This is a genomic window from Vibrio sp. CDRSL-10 TSBA, from assembly GCA_039696685.1.
Lineage (GTDB): Bacteria > Pseudomonadota > Gammaproteobacteria > Enterobacterales > Vibrionaceae > Vibrio.
Map to the genome: position 1 here is coordinate 1 of CP155566.1, position 21172 is coordinate 21172.

15 protein-coding genes and 3 pseudogenes are annotated in these 21172 nt (G+C 54.0%); 9 read left to right on the top strand and 9 right to left on the bottom strand.

Annotated elements, in window-relative coordinates:
• The 5 genes and pseudogenes from dnaA to ABDK09_07350 all read left to right on the top strand — a co-directional run bounded on the left by dnaA (position 1) and on the right by ABDK09_07350 (position 6928).
• Positions 1-1407: a chromosomal replication initiator protein DnaA gene (gene dnaA / locus ABDK09_07330; protein ID XAW89536.1), complete on the top strand. Its 1407-nt coding sequence runs from the start codon at positions 1-3 to the stop codon at positions 1405-1407.
• Positions 1408-1469: 62 nt separating this feature from the next.
• Positions 1470-2570: a DNA polymerase III subunit beta gene (gene dnaN, locus ABDK09_07335; protein XAW89537.1), complete on the top strand. Its 1101-nt coding sequence runs from the start codon at positions 1470-1472 to the stop codon at positions 2568-2570.
• A 19-nt stretch (positions 2571-2589) separates the two neighbouring features.
• Complete coding sequence (recF, locus tag ABDK09_07340; protein ID XAW89538.1) at positions 2590-3669, top strand: DNA replication/repair protein RecF; 1080 nt, start codon at positions 2590-2592, stop codon at positions 3667-3669.
• A gap of 18 nt (positions 3670-3687) precedes the next feature.
• Positions 3688-6103: pseudogene (gyrB, locus tag ABDK09_07345) on the top strand (DNA topoisomerase (ATP-hydrolyzing) subunit B).
• A 387-nt stretch (positions 6104-6490) separates the two neighbouring features.
• Positions 6491-6928 (top strand): Hsp20 family protein, encoded by a 438-nt coding sequence (locus tag ABDK09_07350; GenBank protein ID XAW89539.1) that lies wholly within the window; start codon positions 6491-6493, stop codon positions 6926-6928.
• An 85-nt stretch (positions 6929-7013) separates the two neighbouring features.
• Here the strand turns inward: ABDK09_07350 and ABDK09_07355 are convergent, their stop codons facing one another.
• From ABDK09_07355 to glyQ, 3 genes are all read right to left on the bottom strand, one after another.
• Positions 7014-8264, bottom strand: a complete 1251-nt coding sequence (locus ABDK09_07355; protein ID XAW89540.1) for a valine--pyruvate transaminase — start codon at positions 8262-8264, stop codon at positions 7014-7016.
• A 185-nt stretch (positions 8265-8449) separates the two neighbouring features.
• Positions 8450-10516, bottom strand: a complete 2067-nt coding sequence (gene glyS / locus ABDK09_07360) for a glycine--tRNA ligase subunit beta (GenBank protein ID XAW89541.1) — start codon at positions 10514-10516, stop codon at positions 8450-8452.
• A gap of 14 nt (positions 10517-10530) precedes the next feature.
• Positions 10531-11448, bottom strand: coding sequence for a glycine--tRNA ligase subunit alpha (gene glyQ / locus ABDK09_07365; protein XAW89542.1), 918 nt, complete (start codon positions 11446-11448; stop codon positions 10531-10533).
• 415 nt (positions 11449-11863) lie between these two features.
• On the opposite strand from glyQ, the gene ABDK09_07370 reads away from it, so the two are divergent.
• Together ABDK09_07370 and ABDK09_07375 are read left to right on the top strand one after the other, a co-directional pair.
• Positions 11864-12418 carry a TMEM165/GDT1 family protein gene (locus ABDK09_07370; protein XAW89543.1) on the top strand — a complete coding sequence of 185 codons (555 nt, stop codon included), beginning with the start codon at positions 11864-11866 and terminating at the stop codon, positions 12416-12418.
• A 97-nt stretch (positions 12419-12515) separates the two neighbouring features.
• Positions 12516-12776, top strand: coding sequence for a hypothetical protein (locus ABDK09_07375; protein ID XAW89544.1), 261 nt, complete (start codon positions 12516-12518; stop codon positions 12774-12776).
• 112 nt (positions 12777-12888) lie between these two features.
• On the opposite strand, the gene tusA is transcribed toward ABDK09_07375, so the two are convergent.
• The gene (tusA, locus tag ABDK09_07380; protein XAW89545.1) at positions 12889-13137 is read right to left on the bottom strand and encodes a sulfurtransferase TusA; all 249 of its coding nucleotides are present in this window, start codon (positions 13135-13137) and stop codon (positions 12889-12891) included.
• Between the two features lie 137 nt (positions 13138-13274).
• Here tusA and ABDK09_07385 point away from each other — a divergent pair, with 137 nt between their 5' ends.
• Positions 13275-13460 carry a hypothetical protein gene (locus ABDK09_07385; GenBank protein XAW89546.1) on the top strand — a complete coding sequence of 62 codons (186 nt, stop codon included), beginning with the start codon at positions 13275-13277 and terminating at the stop codon, positions 13458-13460.
• A gap of 137 nt (positions 13461-13597) precedes the next feature.
• Positions 13598-14551: a LysR family transcriptional regulator gene (locus ABDK09_07390; protein XAW89547.1), complete on the top strand. Its 954-nt coding sequence runs from the start codon at positions 13598-13600 to the stop codon at positions 14549-14551.
• A 20-nt stretch (positions 14552-14571) separates the two neighbouring features.
• On the opposite strand, the pseudogene ABDK09_07395 reads toward ABDK09_07390, so the two are convergent.
• From ABDK09_07395 to ilvG, 5 genes and pseudogenes are all read right to left on the bottom strand, one after another.
• Positions 14572-15553: pseudogene (locus tag ABDK09_07395) on the bottom strand (MDR family oxidoreductase).
• 227 nt (positions 15554-15780) lie between these two features.
• A complete protein-coding gene (gene ilvA / locus ABDK09_07400) occupies positions 15781-17313 on the bottom strand; it encodes a threonine ammonia-lyase, biosynthetic (GenBank protein ID XAW89548.1) in 1533 nt (510 codons plus the stop codon).
• Positions 17314-17316: 3 nt separating this feature from the next.
• Positions 17317-19158, bottom strand: coding sequence for a dihydroxy-acid dehydratase (gene ilvD / locus ABDK09_07405; protein XAW89549.1), 1842 nt, complete (start codon positions 19156-19158; stop codon positions 17317-17319).
• A gap of 12 nt (positions 19159-19170) precedes the next feature.
• Positions 19171-19455, bottom strand: coding sequence for an acetolactate synthase 2 small subunit (ilvM, locus tag ABDK09_07410; GenBank protein ID XAW89550.1), 285 nt, complete (start codon positions 19453-19455; stop codon positions 19171-19173).
• A gap of 12 nt (positions 19456-19467) precedes the next feature.
• Positions 19468-21115: pseudogene (gene ilvG / locus ABDK09_07415) on the bottom strand (acetolactate synthase 2 catalytic subunit).
• Positions 21116-21172 lie beyond the last annotated feature (57 nt).

Below are 21172 nucleotides of genomic sequence, written 5' to 3' on the forward strand. Positions count from 1 at the left end.
GTGTCATCTTCGCTATGGTTGCAGTGTCTGCAACAGCTACAAGAAGAGCTGCCAGCCGCAGAATACAGCATGTGGGTCCGTCCGTTACAAGCGGAGCTCAATGACAATACTCTCACTTTGTTTGCGCCTAACCGCTTCGTACTCGACTGGGTACGCGACAAATACATCAATAACATCAACCGACTGCTGAAAGAGCATTGCGGTCAGGATGTTCCAAGCCTGCGTTTTGAAGTGGGCAGTCGCCGGGTGCAAGCACCAAAACCGGCACCGGTCCGCACTGCGGCTGACGTGGCGGCCGAATCTTCAGCGCCTGCTCAACTGGCTCGTCGTCAGCCGATCAATAAAACCTGGGATGATGATGCAGCGGCAGCGGCCGACATCATGCACCGTTCTAACGTCAATCCGAAACACAAGTTCAATAACTTCGTGGAAGGTAAGTCGAACCAGCTGGGTCTGGCGGCGGCACGTCAGGTGTCGGACAATCCGGGCGCGGCTTATAATCCGTTGTTTCTGTACGGTGGTACCGGCCTGGGTAAAACTCACCTGCTGCATGCGGTGGGCAATGCTATCGTCGATAACAACCCGAACGCCAAAGTGGTGTACATGCACTCAGAGCGTTTCGTGCAGGACATGGTGAAAGCGCTGCAGAACAACGCGATTGAAGAGTTCAAACGCTACTACCGCAGTGTTGATGCACTGCTGATCGATGATATTCAGTTTTTTGCCAACAAAGAGCGTTCGCAGGAAGAGTTCTTCCACACCTTTAACGCGCTGCTGGAAGGCAACCAGCAAATTATCCTCACTTCTGACCGTTATCCTAAAGAGATCAACGGGGTGGAAGACCGCCTCAAATCGCGTTTCGGCTGGGGCCTGACGGTAGCCATTGAGCCGCCGGAGCTGGAAACCCGGGTCGCGATTCTGATGAAAAAGGCGGAGGATCACCAGATTCATCTGCCGGACGAAGTGGCGTTCTTTATCGCCAAGCGTTTGCGCTCCAACGTGCGTGAGCTGGAAGGTGCACTCAACCGGGTGATCGCCAACGCCAACTTTACCGGCCGTCCGATCACGATTGATTTCGTGCGCGAAGCGCTGCGCGATCTGCTCGCACTGCAGGAAAAACTGGTCACTATCGATAATATTCAAAAGACCGTTGCTGAGTACTACAAGATTAAAGTCGCGGATCTGCTGTCAAAACGCCGTTCGCGTTCGGTTGCCCGTCCGCGTCAGCTGGCCATGGCGTTATCGAAAGAACTCACCAACCACAGCCTGCCGGAAATCGGCGATGCGTTTGGTGGCCGTGACCACACCACAGTGCTGCACGCCTGTCGTAAAATCGAACAGCTGCGTGAAGAGAGCCACGATATTAAGGAAGATTATTCCAACCTGATTCGTACGCTTTCTTCCTGATTCGCGTTATGCTTAGCGCTGATTTTTCGCGTCGTTTATCCAATATCGTTTAAGAGCACACTATGAAATTTACGATTGAACGTAGTCACTTCATTAAACCACTGCAACAAGTGTCGGGAACCATTGGCGGCCGGGCCACGTTGCCGATTTTGGGTAACCTGTTGCTAAAAGTGGAAGACAATCAGTTGTCGATGACCGCGACCGATCTGGAAGCGGAGCTGATCAGCCGCGTGACGCTGGAAGGGGACTTTGAAGCGGGCAGTACCACTGTACCGGCGCGTAAGTTCCTCGACATTTGCCGCGGACTGCCGGATGCGGCGGTGATCACTGTGCTGCTGGAAGGTGACCGGGTTCAGGTTCGCTCCGGCCGCAGCCGTTTTTCACTGGCCACCTTACCGGCTAATGATTTCCCTAATATCGAAGACTGGCAGAGTGAGGTCGAGCTGACCTTAAGCCAGGGCGATCTGCGCAGCCTGATTGAGAAAACCCAATTTTCGATGGCTAACCAGGATGTGCGTTACTACCTGAATGGTATGCTGTTTGAAATCGACGGCAGTACCCTGCGCAGTGTGGCCACTGACGGCCACCGTATGGCAGTATCGCAGACCACGCTGGCGGGCGATTTTGCCCACAAGCAGATCATCGTACCGCGCAAAGGTGTCCTGGAGCTGGTCAAGCTGCTCGATGCACCGGAACAGCCGGTGACGATTCAGATTGGTGCCGCTAACCTGCGTGCAGAAGTGAACAACTTTATCTTTACTTCCAAGCTGGTTGACGGACGTTTCCCTGATTATCGCCGCGTATTGCCGCAAAGTACCAATAAAACGCTGACCGCTGGCTGTGATGAGCTGCGTCAGGCATTTTCCCGCGCGGCGATTCTTTCCAATGAAAAATTCCGTGGTGTACGGGTGAACCTGGCCGACAGCGAAATGCGCATTACCGCCAATAACCCGGAGCAGGAAGAAGCGGAAGAGATGCTGGATGTCGGCTTTGAAGGCGATGCGATTGAAATCGGCTTCAACGTCAGCTACGTGCTGGATGTACTTAATACGCTGCGTTGTGACAATGTGCGGGTATCGATGTCCGATGCCAACGCCAGTGCTCTGATTGAAAACGTCGATGATGACAGCGCCATGTACGTGGTAATGCCAATTCGCCTCTAGTGGCCGGCTCACGCACACCATGCCTCTTACTCGTCTGATTGTTCAGCAGTTTCGTAATATTAAAGCCTGTGATATCGATTTATCATCAGGCTTTAACTTTCTTATCGGCCCGAACGGCAGTGGCAAAACCAGCGTACTGGAAGCCATTTATCTGCTGGGGCACGGGCGCTCTTTCAAAAGCTCGCTCACCGGGCGGGTGATTCAGAATGACTGTCCGGAACTGTTTGTCCACGGGCGTTTTTTGACCTCGGATCAATTTGAGCTACCAATTGGCATTAATAAGCAGCGTGATGGCTCGACAGAGGTTAAAATAGGCGGTCAGTCCGGGCAAAAGCTGGCCCAGTTGGCGCAGGTTCTGCCACTGCAACTCATTCATCCGGAAGGGTTTGATTTGCTGACGGACGGGCCGAAAAATCGCCGTGCCTTTATCGACTGGGGCGTCTTTCACAGCGAAAAAGGTTTCTTTGATGCCTGGGGGCGTTTCAAGCGGCTCAACAAGCAGCGCAATGCACTGCTGAAAACCGCGACCCGCTACCGCGAGCTCAGTTACTGGGATCAGGAGCTGGCCCGGTTGGCACACAGTATTGACCAGTGGCGTGCGGCGTACATCGAGCAGATGAAAGGCGTGGCCGAAGAGCTGTGCCGCACCTTTCTGCCTGAATTTGATATCAGTCTCAAGTATTACCGGGGCTGGGACAAAGACACTCCGTATCACGAGATACTGGAGAAAAACTTTGAACGTGACCAGTCGCTGGGCTATACGTTCAGTGGTCCGAACAAAGCCGATTTAAAAATCAAGGTGAACGGGACGCCCGTAGAGGATGTTCTGTCACGTGGTCAGCTGAAATTGATGGTCTGCGCCCTGCGTGTTGCACAAGGGCAGCATCTGACCGAACTGACCGGGAAGCAATGCATCTATCTGATTGATGATTTTGCTTCCGAACTCGATAGCCAACGCCGTAAGCGTCTTGCTGACTGCTTAAAAGCGACGGGGGCACAAGTTTTTGTAAGTTCTATTACTGAAAGCCAGGTTGCCGACATGATCGAGCCAAATAGCAAGATGTTTCATGTGGAACATGGCACAATAGGGCAAGGATAAATAGTGAGAGAGTAACTCATGTCGAATAATTACGATTCATCGAGTATTAAAGTACTGAAGGGTCTCGACGCGGTACGTAAGCGTCCGGGGATGTACATCGGCGACACTGATGATGGCACCGGTCTGCACCACATGGTATTTGAGGTGGTGGATAACTCGATTGATGAAGCGTTAGCGGGTTACTGTAAAGATATCATCGTGACGATTCACGAAGATAACTCAGTATCGGTCAGCGATGATGGTCGTGGTATTCCGACAGAACTGCACCCGGAAGAGAATGTTTCGGCCGCAGAAGTGATCATGACAGTACTGCACGCCGGCGGTAAATTTGACGATAACTCCTACAAAGTATCCGGTGGTCTGCACGGGGTAGGTGTTTCGGTAGTGAATGCGTTGTCAGAGAAAGTTGAACTGACCATTCACCGTGGCGGCCACATCCATACTCAGACTTATCACCACGGTGTACCGCAAAACCCGCTGACAGTGGTGGGCGATACCGATCTGAGCGGTACCAAAGTCCGTTTCTGGCCAAGTGCGGAAACCTTTACCAATATCGAATTCCACTACGATATTCTGGCTAAGCGTCTGCGCGAGCTCTCTTTCCTGAACTCTGGTGTGTCTATCAAGCTGGTGGATGAGCGCGACAGCAAGCAGGACCACTTCATGTATGAAGGTGGAATCCAGGCCTTTGTCAGCCATCTTAACCGCAACAAAACACCAATCCACGAGAAAGTATTCCACTTTGTGCAAGAGCGCGAAGACGGTATCAGTGTGGAAGTGGCAATGCAGTGGAACGATAGCTTCCAGGAAAGCATTTTCTGTTTCACCAACAACATCCCGCAGCGTGATGGTGGTACCCACCTGGCCGGTTTCCGTGCCGCTCTGACCCGTACTTTGAACACCTACATGGATAAAGAGGGTTACAGCAAGAAAGCTAAGACGGCGACCTCGGGTGACGATGCGCGTGAAGGCCTGACTGCTGTGGTTTCGGTTAAAGTTCCGGATCCGAAATTCTCCAGCCAGACCAAAGACAAACTGGTTTCGTCGGAAGTGAAATCGGCGGTGGAATCGGCGATGGGCGAGAAGCTGAACGATTTCCTGGCCGAGCACCCGAACGAAGCGAAAACCGTATGTAGCAAGATCATCGATGCGGCCCGTGCCCGTGAAGCGGCGCGTAAAGCACGTGAGATGACCCGCCGTAAAGGTGCGCTGGATCTGGCTGGCCTGCCGGGTAAACTTGCTGACTGCCAGGAGAAAGATCCTGCGCTGTCCGAAACTCTACATCGTGGAGGGTGACTCTGCGGGCGGTTCCGCCAAGCAGGGCCGTAACCGTAAGAACCAGGCGATTCTGCCGCTGAAGGGGAAAATCCTCAACGTTGAGAAAGCCCGCTTCGACAAAATGCTCTCTTCTCAGGAAGTGGCAACGCTGATCACCGCACTGGGCTGTGGTATCGGCCGTGACGAATACAACCCGGATAAACTGCGTTACCACAACATCATCATCATGACCGATGCGGACGTCGATGGTTCGCACATCCGTACTCTGTTGCTGACCTTCTTCTACCGTCAGATGCCGGAGCTGATTGAGCGTGGTTACATCTACATTGCTCAGCCACCACTGTTTAAAGTGAAAAAAGGCAAGCAAGAGCAGTACATCAAAGATGAAGAAGCGATGAACCAGTACCAGATTGCTCTGGCACTGGATAACGCAGCGCTGCATGTTAACCCTGAAGCACCGGCGATGGCGGGTGCGTCACTGGAAAAACTGGTGCAGGATTACCATGCCGGCATCAAGCTGGTGGAGCGCATGAGCCGCCGTTACCCGTATGCATTGGTGCATGAGTTTATCTACACGCCGCGTCTGACAGCGCAGCAGTGTCAGAACCAGGCTGAGGTTCAGGCCTGGACTGAGCAGCTGATAGCTCAGCTCAATGACAAAGAGTCGGGTGCCAACCAGTACAGCTTTGTGGTCGAGCACAACGAAACCACAGGTGCGTACTCACCAAAAGTGAAAGTGCGTACTCATGGTGTGACTCATGATTATCTGCTGAGTGTTGACCTGCTCAACTCGAAAGAGTACGCCAAACTGGCGGATCTGTCAGAAGCGATGAATGGCCTGATTGAAGAGGGCGCTTACATTCAACGTGGTGAGCGTACTCAACCGGTGAGCAGCTTTGTTGAAGCGCTGGACTGGCTGATTAAAGAGTCACAGCGTGGTCTGAGCCGTCAGCGCTATAAAGGTCTGGGCGAGATGAACCCTGATCAGCTGTGGGAAACCACCATGGATCCGGAAACGCGCCGCATGATGCAGGTGACGATTGAGGATGCGGTTGGTGCTGACGAACTGTTTACCACACTGATGGGCGATCAGGTTGAACCGCGTCGTGCGTTCATTGAAAACAACGCCCTGAAAGTGGCGAACCTGGATGTCTAGTCACCAGGTGGGTTAACCGGCACCGCAAGAGTTAACCGCCCAAGCATAAGAAAGCAGCGCTCTGAGCGCTGCTTTTTTTTGCCGTTTTTGCGCCGGTTCAGCGCGCTGATTTTGGGTCGGACAGCAAACAGTTTGCGCAGCGCAAGGCGCGTACGTGCGGCAGAAAATGCAAAAAATTTTAATCTGCACGCTTGAAAGTGAATTTTACGTCCTTATATCTGTGTTTGTAGGGAGATGCCAGACGGGTCTCCCGCAGCCACCCACCTTTTCGCTCTTGAGAGGAAAAGGCCGGCTGCTCAACCCAACTGGGCATGCTCAGGTCATATGAGTGAGTGATGCCGCTTAACACATAGTGTTAAGACTATTGCTTAAGAAAGAGGATAGGATATGAGAACTGTTGATTTTACTCCGCTGTACCGTAACGCAATTGGTTTTGATCGCCTGCTGAACATGATGGAAGCCAACGGCGCCAAAAACACCCAGGGTGGTTACCCTCCGTACAACATCGAGCAGCAGCAAGAGAATAAATACCGTATCACCATGGCGGTGGCCGGTTTTGCCGAGCAGGAGCTGGATATTACCCAGCACGAAAACACCCTGATTGTACGTGGTGAGCGGGCGCCGGAAGAGAACAAAAACTACATCTACCAGGGCATTGCGGAACGTGACTTTGAGCGTAAGTTCCAACTGGCAGATTATGTCAAAGTGGTTGGCGCGCAGATGGAAAAAGGTCTGCTGCACATCGACCTGGAGCGGGAAATTCCGCAGGCGATGCAGCCACGTAAAATTGCCATCAACGGCAAGCAGCTGCTGACTGACGAATAAGCATCAGCACCCGACACGAGATGTCGCCGGCAAGATAAAACTAAGGCCCGCATACGCGGGCCTTTTGCTGTCCGGAGCTGAGTGTTCAGCCTTGCTGATACGCTTTAGCGACTTCTTCAGCGATGATTGCAATGCCTTGCTGCATCGCGTCATCACTTTGCACGTAGTTCATACGCAGGCACTGATGCGCATGATCCCAGTCTTCTTTCTGGCCGATAAAGAAATACTCACCCGGAACAATCAATACCCCGCGCGCTTTCAGACGGCGGTACAGCTCCATAGTGGTGATCGGCAGTTCATCAAACCACAGCCACAGGAAAATCGCGCCTTCTGGTTTATGAATACGGAAACGCGGATCCGGCATGGCCTGTTGCAACAGTTCAACCGCACGTTGTGATTTCTGGCGGTAGAACGGCTTAATCACATCCTGGCTGACGCGCAGCAAATCGCCTTTTTCTATCATGCGGTGCGCCAGGGCCGGGCCGATACTGCCTGGTGCCAGGCTGATGATGCCATTCATGTTGGCCAGGGCTTTAGTCACTTCCTCGCTGGCAATAATAATCCCGCAGCGAACCCCCGGCAGGCCGAGTTTCGACAGGCTCATGCACAGAATGGTGTTGTCGTTCCAGAACGGTTCCACATCTTCAAAAATGATATTCGGGAACGGCAGGCCGTAAGCATTATCGATAATCAGCGGGATGTTGTTGGCGCGTGCCAGCTGATCCAGTTTATGCACTTCTTCATCGGTCAGGACATTGCCGGTCGGGTTGGTCGGGCGCGAGGCACAGATAGCGGCGACCGACTCATCCACCTTCAGTTGCTCAAAGTCGACGTGATATTTGAACAGGCCGTTATCAAGCAGTTCTATTTCCGGATGGTAGGACACGAAGATGTCTTCATCGATCCCCGCATCGCCATAACCGATGTATTCTGGTGCCAGCGGCAGCAGAATCTTCTTATGGCTGCCATCGGGTTGTTTGCCGGCCAGCAGGTTGAACAGATAGAAAAAGCCGCTCTGACTGCCGTTGGTCAGACTGATGTTTTTCTCGCTGATGTCCCAGCCGTAAGTGTCATGCAGCAGTTTGGCCAGCGCCTTAATGAAGACGTCTTTGCCCTGCGGACCGTCATAGTTGGTCATGGCGGCGATCAGCGAGCCGTCTTCGAGCATTTCCTGGCTGGCGAGTTTGAAGTAATCGAGCATTTCCGGGATGGCAGCCGGGTTACCGCCACCAAGCATGATCGCGCCTGGCGTGCGCAGACCATCGTTTAAATCGTCCATTAACTGGGTAATACCGGAGTACCGGTTAAATTTTTCGCCAAAAGTTGAAAACTGCATTGCTCGACTACCTGATGAGTTGTGTTTGTATATCTTAGTTTAGCGGGAAGAATATCCGCCATTTAGCTTGATTCTTGAACATACCGCAATGCATTTGGCAGGCAAAGTACTATTTTGTTTTAGATCAAAAAACAAGGCCAACTCCGAGGAGTTGGCCTTGTGATAAGGGGATAATAACGCTGAACTTATTTCTGCAGCAGTGAGATGTCCGCCACTTGCAGGAACAGGTTACGCAGGTTATTAAGCAGGGTGAGGCGGTTTTTCTTCAGCGCTTCATCGTCTGCCATTACCATCACGTTATCAAAGAACGCATCGACCGGCTCACGCAGTTCAGCCAGCTGGCTCAGCGCCTGCTGGTAGTTACCGGTCGCAAACGCCGGCTCCAGTGCTTCGGTCATGACTTCAACACTTTGCGCCAGAGTCTTCTCAGCGTCTTCCTGCAGCAGAGCCAGATCAATCTCTTGCGCCAGTTCACCGTCGAACTTAGCCAGAATATTACCTACTCGTTTGTTTGCTGCAGCCAGTGATTCTGCGGCTTCCAGGGCACGGAAGTGCGAGACCGCTTTCACGCGCTGGTCGAAATCAGCCGGTTTGGTCGGGTTACGCGCCAATACTGCCTGGATGATGTCGACACTAAAGCCTTCGTCCTGGTACCAGGCACGGAAACGGCCAAGCATGAATTCAATCACGTCCTGTTCAACGTTGGCGTTGGTCAGGCGGTCAGCGAACAGAGATTTCGCTTTTGCTACCAGGTCAACCAGATCCAGGTTGTAGCCGTATTCAACGATGATACGCAGTACACCCAGAGAAGCACGACGCAGAGCGAACGGGTCGCTGCCTTTAGGTGCCTGACCGATACCGAAGATACCGACAATGGTATCCAGCTTGTCAGCCATGGCCAGCGCAGAAGAGACACCGTTGCCTGGCAGATCATCACCGGCGAAACGCGGCATGTACTGCTCATTCAGGGCAACAGCCACTTCTTCGGCTTCACCGTCGTGACGAGCGTAGTGCATGCCCATGACACCCTGGGTATCGGTAAACTCGAACACCATCGAGGTCATCAGGTCACATTTCGCCAGCAGGCCGGCACGTTTAGATTTTTCCACATCGGCACCAATCTGGTCAGCGATGTAGCCAGCCAGTTCGGTGATGCGATCGGTTTTGTCTTTAATGGTACCCAGCTGCTTCTGGAAAATGGCCTGTTCCAGTTGTGGCAGACGGTCAATCAGCGGACGCTTACGGTCAGTGTTGAAGAAGAACTCGGCATCGGCCAGACGCGGACGAACCACTTTCTCGTTACCTTCAATCACGAAACGTGGTTCTTTTGATTCGATGTTGGAGACGAAGATGAAGTTTGGCAGCAGTTTGCGATTGTCGTCGTAAACCGGGAAGTACTTCTGGTCACCCTTCATGGTGTATACCAGGGCTTCTGCCGGAACTTTCAGGAATTCCTGCTCGAATTTTGCCGTCAGTACCACCGGCCATTCGACCAGTGATGCCACTTCTTCCACCAGGTCATCTTCCAGATCGGCGACACCGCCAACTGCAGCGGCCGCTTTTTGTGCGTCTGCCAGGATGATCGCTTTACGTTCGTCGTAATCGGCCATCACTTTACCGCGCTCTTTCAGGATCTGCGGGTACTGATCAGCGGAGTCGATCGTGAATTCGGCTTCGCCCATGAAACGGTGACCGCGGATAGTGCGGGCCGATTGCACGCCGAGGATTTCGCCTTCGATCAGGTCACTGCCAAACAGCATGGTCAGGGTTTTCACCGGACGGATAAACTGTGTTTCTTTGTCAGCCCAGCGCATTGGCTTGGCAATCGGCAGGTTGTTGAGTGCTTTGTCAGCCAGTTCAGCCAGAATTTCACTGGTGCTCTGACCGATGACTTCCTGTTTGAACAGCAGCCATTCACCTTTGTCGGTCGCCAGACGCTCAGCCTGTTCAACCGTGATACCACAACCGCGTGCCCAGCCCTGAGCTGCTTTGGTCGGGTTGCCGTCAGCATCGAATGCTGCACTGACTGCCGGACCACGTTTTTCCACCACTTTGTCGGCCTGACGCTCGGCCAGGTCAGCCACTTTCAGAGCCAGACGACGTGGTGCTGCGTACCATTTCACACCCTGGTGGGCGATATCGGCTGTTTGCAGCTCGGCTTCGAAGTTGGCTGCAAATGCTTCCGCCAGAGTACGCAGTTGCGTTGGTGGCAGCTCTTCGGTACCCAGCTCAATTAAAAATTCTTTTGCCATGTGACGTCTTCCCCTTACTTCTCGTCGGATGGTTTGCACATCGGGAAGCCCAGAGCTTCACGTGAGGCGTAGTATGCCTCGGCTACCGATTTGGTCAGGTTGCGGATACGCAGAATGTAACGCTGACGCTCGGTGACCGAAATCGCTTTACGCGCATCGAGCAGGTTGAAAGCGTGACCCGCTTTCAGAATGCGCTCGTAAGCCGGCAGAGGAAGTGGTTTTTCCAGCGCGATCAGGTGCTGACACTCTTTTTCACACTGGTCGAAGAAACCGAACAGGAAGTCGACGTCGGCGTGTTCAAAGTTGTAGGTCGACTGTTCCACTTCGTTCTGGTGGAAGATGTCGCCGTAAGTGACTTTGCCCAGCGGGCCGTCAGTCCAGACCAGGTCATACACAGAATCCACGCCCTGAATGTACATCGCCAGACGTTCAATACCGTAGGTGATTTCACCGGTGACTGGTTTACATTCCAGGCCGCCCACTTGCTGGAAGTAAGTAAACTGGGTCACTTCCATACCGTTCAGCCATACTTCCCAGCCCAGACCCCAGGCACCCAGTGTCGGGTTTTCCCAGTTATCTTCCACGAAGCGGATATCGTGGACACGCGGGTCCAGTCCCAGTACTTCCAGTGAGCCCAGGTAAAGTTCCTGCAGATTATCCGGAGAAGGTTTGATCACTACCTGGAATTGGTAGTAGTGCTGCAGGCGGTTCGGGTTCTCACCGTAGCGGCCGTCAGTCGGACGGCGGGATGGTTGAACGTACGCTGTTGCCATCGGCTCAGGACCGATAGCACGCAAGCAAGTCATTGGGTGAGAAGTACCTGCCCCCACTTCCATATCCAGTGGTTGAACGATGGTACAGCCTTGTTGGGCCCAATAATCCTGCAGCGCGAGGATCATACCCTGAAAGGTTTTGATGTCGTATTTTTGCATAGTCAGGTTCGCGCGATTCTTTTGTCTGAAGTGATAAAAAATAACAATCAAGTATACCGAGTTCTGCCCCGACAAAGTAGAGGAAATCTTGCTTAATTAATCGGCAAAAATCTCTTTTAATGGAGTTTTTGTCGTTTAAGCTGCTTAAATTTCCCACTTGTCGCTTTTTTGCCACGCAGGGCTTGTACTCTGCGCCCTGGCTGGATAGAATCCGGTTCGTCTTTGGGGAGTAGCTTATCGAACCTGCAGCCACGCAGTTCGGTTCGTTCGTCAACATAATTGGTGCCAAATCACCATGGCGTTCGAGACACGGCACACACTGTGTTTAGCAAGACCTTAGACAAACAACACGAACCGGGGTGGGGCGTGGCGTTTGTCTATGGTTATATAATTATCCCGCCCCATTGAGCAAGTCGTGAGCGTTTTAGCAATTTCAATTACTACTGTTGCACTGGCAGAAATCGGGGATAAAACCCAGCTGCTGTCTCTGTTATTGGCCAGCCGGTACCGCAAACCTATTCCTATTATTGCTGCTATTTTTGCTGCTACCATCGCCAACCATGCGTTAGCTGCCTGGCTGGGTGTTGTCGTGGCTGATTACCTGTCACCGGAGATTCTTAAATGGGTCGTGGTAGCCAGCTTCCTGGCGATGGCGGGTTGGGTGCTGATCCCGGATAAGCTGGATGATGACGAAGAAATTTCTAACCGTGGCCCCTTCGTTGCCAGCTTTATTGCCTTTTTTGTGGCAGAAATCGGCGACAAGACCCAGATTGCTACATCCATTCTCGGCGCGCAGTATGCGGACGCCTTGTCATGGGTGGTTCTGGGGACCACGATCGGTATGCTGCTGGCCAACGTGCCTGTAGTGCTGATCGGTAAACTGTCGGCGGACAAAATGCCGCTTGGCCTGATCCGTAAAGTGACAGCGGCGCTGTTCCTGGCGCTGGCGGTAGCGGCGGCGTTTTTCTGATCCAGAGCGTGCTGATTCAGATCGTGACAGCGGCCAAATTTGTCTGCAGCAGAGCGTGCTAGGGTAAAGATAACCATCACCGCAAGAGGGAAGGTTTATGCTGACACGTTATATGGGAATGAGCGCCAAGAGTCAGAGTTATCTGTTTAGCTTTGGTTTGGCACTGACGTTACTGGGCATGTCGTTAACCGATATGTGGCTACCCATGGTAGTGGGGGCCATTATCATGACAGGTTTAACCGTCGAGTCCTGGATTCGGGTCGCGCACATCATTCCGCTGCATGAAGAGATGCGTTCAATGCAGCAACAGCTGCATCGGCTGCAGGCCGAAATCCGCACACTGGAACAACAAGATTAAACAAAAGGCTGCCTCAGGCAGCCTTTTTTGATCGCTATCCCGCATCCAGCCACCGTTGTGGTTAGTGCGATGATTCCCGCTACGCTTGTTTAAATCAGCGCCGGAGCGTCCGTCACGCCAGACCTTTTTTTATCAGGAACTGGTACGGCAGTTCATCGGTCTTGGCTGCCAGCAACTGGTGATCCATAAAACGGCAGAAACTCGGGATATCGCGCGTGGTAGACGGATCGTCTGCTTTAATCAGCAGCACGTCGCCGTCTTGCATGGTGCGCATTGTCTTCCTGACCATCATCACTGGCTCGGGGCAGCGTAATCCTTCCGCTTCTAACGTTAACGTGGCTAATTCAGGATTAAAAGTCATGGTCAAACCTAATTGATGTCACAAATCAGACTCAGATGATACTGGTGAGGAAAAAATATTCAATAACCACTTGGCAAAGTGATCTTTTTGTTTTAATTTAGTTAACAAGTTGGTAACAAAATTCGAAGGGGTGCAAGATGTTAACAGCACTAGACAGACTGACCATCTACTCGGTTCTGTGTTTTATTTCGTTCTGCGCCCTCGTTATGCGGTCTCCGGTTGAGACCTCATTAATGCCATTATTTGGTGTAAGTGCTTCGCTTTTTGGAATCTGGCTCGAGATGCGCCGCTGGCAAGGCACATCGGAAGAGCAGGAAAACTAACACACACTTGTCAAACTACGCTCAGATACATTCCGACACTATCCCCAGTTTTCTTGGGCTTCCCCGCTGTGAAAGGCGGGATTTTTTTTGCCTGTTGGTTACACTCTGCAGTATCGCTTGTTAATCCGGAATTAGCCGTGGAACTGGAAGATATTTACCGTCGTGATTTGAATTTGCTGGTGGCGTTGCGGGTCCTGGTGGAAGAGTGCAGTGTCAGCAAGGCGGCTGAGCGCCTCAGCCTGAGTCAGTCGGCGATGAGCCGGGTGCTGGGGCGGCTGCGCAGTCTGCTCGACGACCCCCTGTTTACCCGTCATGGTCAGCACTTAATCCCGACCGAAAAAGCGCTGCGTGTTAATCAGGCACTGGGCGAACCGCTGGAATCGTTACGTCAGTTATTGTCACCGCCGGAATTTGATCCCGCTTGTTGTACCCAGACGTTTACCATTGCGACCACAGATTACGCCATGCAGACTATTTTGCCGTTTGCTCTGCCGCGTATATATCAGCAGGCACCACAGGTGGCCATTGAGTTGCTGCCGCTGCAACACGAACGGCTGAGCGAACAGCTGACTTATGATGGCGCGGATCTGGCGATTTGCCGTCCGACCCGCTCGATTGAACCGCTGCACAGTGAGATTCTCGGCCGGGTCGGGGTGCTGTGTCTGATGTCGCGTCACCATCCGCTGGCCCGGCAAACCATGACGCTGGCGGATTATCAGGCGGCGCCGCATGCCATGATCGCCATCAGTGACGGGGTAAAAGCGCTGCTTGATCAGGCACTGCAAGGGTTGCCGCCACGTCGTATGGTGCTGCGCGCTTACCATCTGGAAGCGGCTCTGGCGATTATCGACACCATGCCGCTGATCATTACTGTCCCGGCTGATCTGGCGTTTTTGGTCGCCGAACGACATGATTTGGTGGCCAAACCGCTGCCGTTTGCCTTTACCCCTTTTGATTACTCAATGATCTGGCATCCGCGCTGCCACCATTCGCCGGCCCAGGAGTGGTTGCGGGCGGTGGTTAAGCAGGAGTGCAGTAAACTGATTGCCACACGGGTGACAGAGATGGGGCTGGAAAGTCCGGAGCCCTGAGCAGGCTCCGGTTGTGAGAATTACAGCTTGATGACCACGCGGCCGGTGACCTGGCCATTGGTGATGTCTTCGGCGAACTGCGGCGCCTGTTCGAGCATAATTTCATGGCACGCCTGGTCGAAATAGCTGCTCGGCAGCAGATCCACCAGCTGTTGCCAGGCGGCGATACGTTTGTCACGCGGGCACTGCACGGAATCGACCCCTTGCAGACGCACGTTACGCAGGATAAACGGCATTACCGTGGTCGGCAGATCAAAGCCACCGGCCAGGCCGCAGGCGGCGACCGCGCTGTTGTAATCCATCTGCGACAGCACTTTGGCCAGTACCTGGCTGCCGACCGTATCAATCGCACCGGCCCACAACTGTTTCTCCAGCGGACGAGCCGGCTGGGCAAATTCATTGCGGTCAATAATGCGCTTGGCACCCAATTGTTGCAGCAGCGGGCCGTTTTGCTCACTGCGTCCGGTCACTGCCGCAACCTGATAGCCGAGTGTGGCCAGCAGAGTAACGGCCACCGAGCCGACGCCACCGCTGGCACCGGTGACCAGCACTTCGCCAGAGCCGGGTTGCACGCCGGCGTCAATCAGGGCCTGCACGCACAGCATGGCGGTCAGACCGGCGGTACCTATCATCATCGCCTGACGAGCGTCCAGCCCGGCCGGCAGCGGCACCAGCCAGTCGGCGTTGAGACGCGCTTTTTGCGCCATCCCGCCCCAGTGGTTTTCACCCACGCCCCAACCGGTCAGTACCACGGCATCACCGGGTTGATAGCGCTCATCAGCAGACTCCAGCACAGTTCCAGCCAGATCGATGCCCGGTACCATGGGGAAACTCACGAATGATTTTGCCTTTGCCGGTGATGGCCAGGCCATCTTTATAGTTCAATGACGAGTAATCGACCGCGATCAGCACTTCGCCGGATGGCAGCTGCGCCTCATCGATCGGCTCGATAGTGGCGATGGTACGTTTGTCTTCCTGGTTGAGAATCAAAGCTTGAAACATGGAGCTCTCCACGGGTGGATAAAAGATACCGCTAAGTGTAGACCTGATAGGTTGATGAATTAAATGAAACTTTAGCATTATATCTATGCATCAAAAGCATAATAAAAGTGTGGTTATGTCTGAGGGCTTTGGGGGCGGGAGGTTTGCGTCTTGGGGGGGGAATAAAGAGCGCAGCACGATAAAAAAACAGCCACCGGCGGGCGGTGGCTGCAGGCAGGACGACCTCGCTATTTGGCGAGGAAGAAACGATAGGCCGGGTTATCGGTTTCGTCTTTATACTGATAGCCCAGTTCGACCAGGTGCGCAGAGAAGCGGCTCAGATCGTCAGCATCGAGTTCAAAACCACACAATACACGGCCGTAATCGGCCCCGTGGTTGCGGTAGTTGAACAGGCTGATGTTCCAGTGGGTACCGAGGGTGCTGAGGAACTTAAGCAGCGCGCCCGGGTATTCCGGAAACTCAAAACTGTACAAGCGCTCTTTGAGTGGCTTGGACGGACGTCCGCCAATCATATAGCGAATGTGCAGCTTGGCCATTTCATCATCGGACAAGTCCTGAACCGGATAACCGGACTGGCGCAGTTCGCCGATTATGGTTTTCAGCTCTTCCGGGCCGCCGAGCAGGCGGATACCGACAAATACGTTGGCCAGTTCGTCATCGCTGTAGCGATAGTTGAACTCGGTTACCGCCCGGCCGCCGATGATCTGGCAGAACTCAAAGAATGCGCCTTTGCGTTCCGGAATGGTGACGGCCAGCAAGCCCTCACGTTTTTCACCCAGTTCGCAGCGCTCTGACACATAACGCAGGCCGTGGAAGTTGGTGTTAGCACCAGACAGCACGGTGGCCAGTTTCTGATCTTTGAGCTCATACTGCTCGGCGTATTTTTTCAGACCAGCCAGGGCCAGTGCGCCCGAAGGTTCAGCAATGGCACGCGTATCTTCGAAAATATCCTTCACTGCGGCGCAGATTTCATCGCTTGAAACGGTAATGTGGCCATCCAGATACTGCTGACACAGACGGAAGGTTTCATCGCCGATGCGTTTTACTGCCACACCGTCGGCAAACATGCTGACCTGATCCAGCACCACAGGCTCGCCGGCATCCAGCGCAGCTTTCAGGCAGGCCGAATCTTCCGGTTCAACCGCAATCACTTTCACTTCCGGCATCAACTGTTTGACCAGCACCGCGACACCAGCCGCCAGACCGCCGCCGCCAACCGGGACAAAAATGTAGTTGAGGTGGCCGTTCTGCTGCAGCATTTCCATGCCGATGGTGCCTTGCCCGGCGATCACCAGCGGGTGATCGAACGGTGGCACAAAGGTGTAACCGAATTCGGCCGACAGGCGCTCCGCTTCCGCTTTGGCTTCGTCGAAGTTACTGCCGTGCAGGACCACGTTACCACCGAAGCCGCGCACGGCCGCCACTTTGATATCGGGTGTGGTGCGTGGCATCACGATCGTGGCCGGTACGCCCAGTTTGGTGCCGGACAGAGCCATGCCCTGGGCATGGTTACCGGCTGAGGCTGCGATCACCCCGGCGTTTCTCTGCTCTTCGGTCAGGTTGGCCAGCATGTTGTAGGCACCACGCAGCTTAAACGAGTGCACCGGCTGACGGTCTTCACGTTTAATTTGTACCTGGTTGCCGATACGCGCGGACAAACGTGGCATATCCTGCAACGGCGTGACGGTGGCCACTTCGTAGACCGGAGCACGCAATACCTGGCGCAGGTAATCTGCGCCAGTTTGTTGGGTGAGCGTCATAAGCTAGCCTCCTAGCTTAGATTTATCTCGCACCGCACCTTTGTCAGCACTGGTTGCCATGCTGGCATAAGCTTTTAGTGCAAATGAAACTTCACGTTGACGGTCAACCGGCTGCCAGCCGATTTGATCCTGCTCCACGCGACGCTGCTCCAGCTCCTGATCTGAGATCAGCAGTGAAATCGAGCGGTTCGGAATGTCGATGGCAATGCGATCGCCCTGTTTCACCAGGCCAATTGCACCGCCGTTGGCGGCTTCCGGAGAAGCGTGACCAATCGACAGGCCAGAGGTACCACCGGAGAAGCGGCCATCAGTCAGCAGCGCACACTCTTTACCCAGCCCCATGGATTTGAGGTAAGTGGTCGGGTAGAGCATTTCCTGCATACCCGGACCGCCTTTTGGTCCTTCGTAGCGGATCACTACCACGTCACCGGCTTTCACTTTACCGCCCAGGATGCCTTCAACCGCATCTTCCTGGCTTTCGAATACCACTGCCGGGCCTTCGAATTTCAGGATGCTCTCATCCACACCAGCGGTCTTAACAATACAGCCGTCCAGGGCGATGTTGCCTTTCAGTACGGCCAGACCGCCATCCTGACTAAAGGCGTGTTCTTTGGTACGGATACAACCTTGCTGACGATCGTCATCCAGCGTGTCCCAGCGACAGTCTTGGGAGAATGCCTGAGTGGTACGGATCCCGGCCGGGCCTGCGCGGAAGAAGGTTTTGATCTCTTCAGCGTCGGTCTGAATTACATCGTACTGCGCCAACTGCTCAGCCAGCGACAGGCCAAGTACAGTGCGGGTGTCATCGTGCAGCAGACCGGCACGTTGCAGTTCACCCAGGATACCCATTACGCCACCGGCGCGGTGCACATCTTCCATATGGTATTTCTGCGTCGACGGCGCCACTTTACACAGGTGCGGAACCAGGCGTGACATGCGGTCTATATCGGTCATGTCGAAGTCCACTTCACCTTCCTGTGCCGCGGCCAGCAGGTGCAGTACCGTGTTGGTTGAACCGCCCATGGCGATATCCAGTGCCATCGCGTTCTCAAACGCATCTTTGGTTGCGATATTACGCGGCAGGGCCGTTTCGTCATCCTGCTGGTAGTAACGCTTGGTCAGTTCAACGATGCGGCGACCAGCGCTCAAAAACAGCTCTTTACGGTCGGCGTGAGTGGCCAGCAGTGAACCGTTACCCGGCTGGGACAGACCCAGAGCTTCGGTCAGACAGTTCATCGAGTTGGCGGTAAACATACCGGAACATGAACCACAGGTCGGACACGCTGAACGTTCAATCTGTTCGCTCTGCTCGTCGGATACTTTCGGGTCGGCGCCCTGAATCATAGCGTCAACCAGGTCGAGCTTGATGATTTGATCAGACAGCTTGGTTTTACCCGCTTCCATCGGACCGCCGGAAACGAAAATGGTCGGAATGTTGAGGCGCATTGACGCCATCAGCATCCCCGGAGTGATTTTGTCACAGTTGGAGATACACACCATGGCATCGGCACAGTGCGCGTTGACCATGTATTCCACCGAGTCGGCAATCAGTTCACGTGATGGCAGTGAGTACAGCATACCGCCGTGACCCATCGCAATGCCGTCATCGACCGCAATGGTGTTGAATTCTTTGGCGATACCGCCGGCCGCTTCGATTTCACGTGCCACCATCTGACCCAGGTCTTTCAGGTGAACGTGGCCGGGTACGAACTGGGTGAACGAGTTCACCACGGCGATGATCGGCTTGCCGAAATCTTCATCTTTTACGCCAGTGGCGCGCCACAGTGCACGGGCACCTGCCATGTTGCGACCGTGAGTGGTGGTCGCCGAACGATACTTAGGCATATTGTCTCTTCCTTAAGCGCAAATTTTTTGCTGTAAATTGTTGTTTGGGAGTTCGTTGCTTTTGATCGGCGTAACGTCGACGCTGCGAATGTCCCATAATTTTTCAATCTGGTTGGTCAGGGTGGTGATTGGTCGATCGCTGTCGACGATGATCTCCACGCTGGCAATTCTGCTTTCATGGTTCTGAGTGGCGGCAACCTGACGAATGATGAACCCGCGGTGACGCACGACACGCAGTACACGCTCCAGCAGCACCGGTTTGTCGTCTGCTTTAATGTCGAGTAGATATCTTTGCATAGTAAGCGTCTCCTAGGTGTTCTCTAACATGTCATTGTTGGACGCGCCCGGCGGTACCAACGGCCAGACGTTTTCTTCTTCGTCGATGGCAACATGCAGCAGGTAAGCGGTTTTACTGGCCAGCATTTCTTGCAGTGCCGGTTCCACTTCTTCTTTACGGGTGATGGTTTTGCCAGGGATATCAAATGCTTTAGCCAGCATGATGAAATCCGGGTTGTCATCGAGAATGGTTTCGCTGTGGCGGCCGTCAAAGAACAGTGACTGCCACTGACGTACCATGCCCAGACGTTGGTTATTGAGCAGTACCATCTTGACCGGGATCTGGCGGCGTTTCAGCGTACCCAGCTCCTGGATGTTCATCATAAATGAACCATCACCAGTCACCAGAAACGGACTGGTCGTCAGGACGGGCTACTGCCGCGCCCATCGCTGCCGGCAGACCGAAGCCCATGGTGCCAAGGCCCGAGGAAGAGATAAAGTTTTGTGGCTGACGCGGCTGAATATGCTGCGCGGCCCACATCTGGTGCTGGCCAACATCGGTCGATACCATCGTGCTGTCCGGCATCATGTCAGACAGCTGCTTGAGCAGCAGCGGAGCGAAAATCAGCTCGCCCGGGTGGTCGTAACGCCACTTGAACCCACTGCGCAGACTTTCACTGTGGTGAACCCAGGATGAAATGTCGTGGCTCAGTTCCAGCTGCGGCAGGATGACATTGATGTCACCACGCAGCGCGGCGTGCGCCTGACGCAGTTTGTTGAATTCGGCCGCATCGATGTCGATGTGAATCACTTTTGCGTGCGGGGCGAACGTATCCAGTTTACCAGTCACGCGGTCATCAAAACGTGCGCCGACCACGATCAGCAGATCGCTCTCCTGAACCACCAGGTTAGCGGCTTTAGTGCCGTGCATGCCCAGCATGCCGAGGTAATGCGGGTCGTGACGTTCGATGGTGCCAAGGCCTTTCAGGGTGCTGACCGAAGGCATCGGGTTTAAGCGCAGGAATTCGCGTACCGTTTCCGTAGCGTGAGCCAGTTGTACCCCGCCGCCGACATACAGCACCGGACGCTTGCTCTGTGCCAGCAGTGCCTGAGCTTCGCTCAGCTGGTCTGCGGTCACTTGTGGCATGGCTGGTGGAGTAAAGGCCGGCAGGACGGTGGTTGGCGCCTGAGCCAGTTGCACATCCTTAGCGATATCAACGATGACCGGACCAGGACGGCCGGTTTTGGCCACTTCGAACGCTTCAGCCAGCGTTGGTGCCAGTTCATTAATATCGGTAACGAGGTAACTGTGTTTGGTACAGGACAGAGACATACCGATCACATCCATTTCCTGGAAGGCGTCGGTGCCGATGTGGGAACTGGCAACCTGACCGGTAATAGCAACGAGAGGGACGGAATCAAGGAAGGCATCGGCCAGGCCGGTGACTAAGTTGGTGGCGCCTGGGCCGGAAGTGGCCATACATACTGCCACGTCCTGTGTGGATCTTGCCATGCCGATAGCGGCCATAGCAGCTCCCTGTTCGTGTCGGCACAGAATGTGCTCAACACCACCATCATACAATGCATCATAGATTGGCATGATGGCGCCGCCGGGGTAACCAAAAACGGTTTTGATTCCCTGCTGTCTTAATGCGGCTACGACTAATTGTGCACCTGTCATCGTAGGCCTCCCTGGCAGCGATCCGACTCGCTGTTTTGTGTTGTTGTGTTGTGCTTG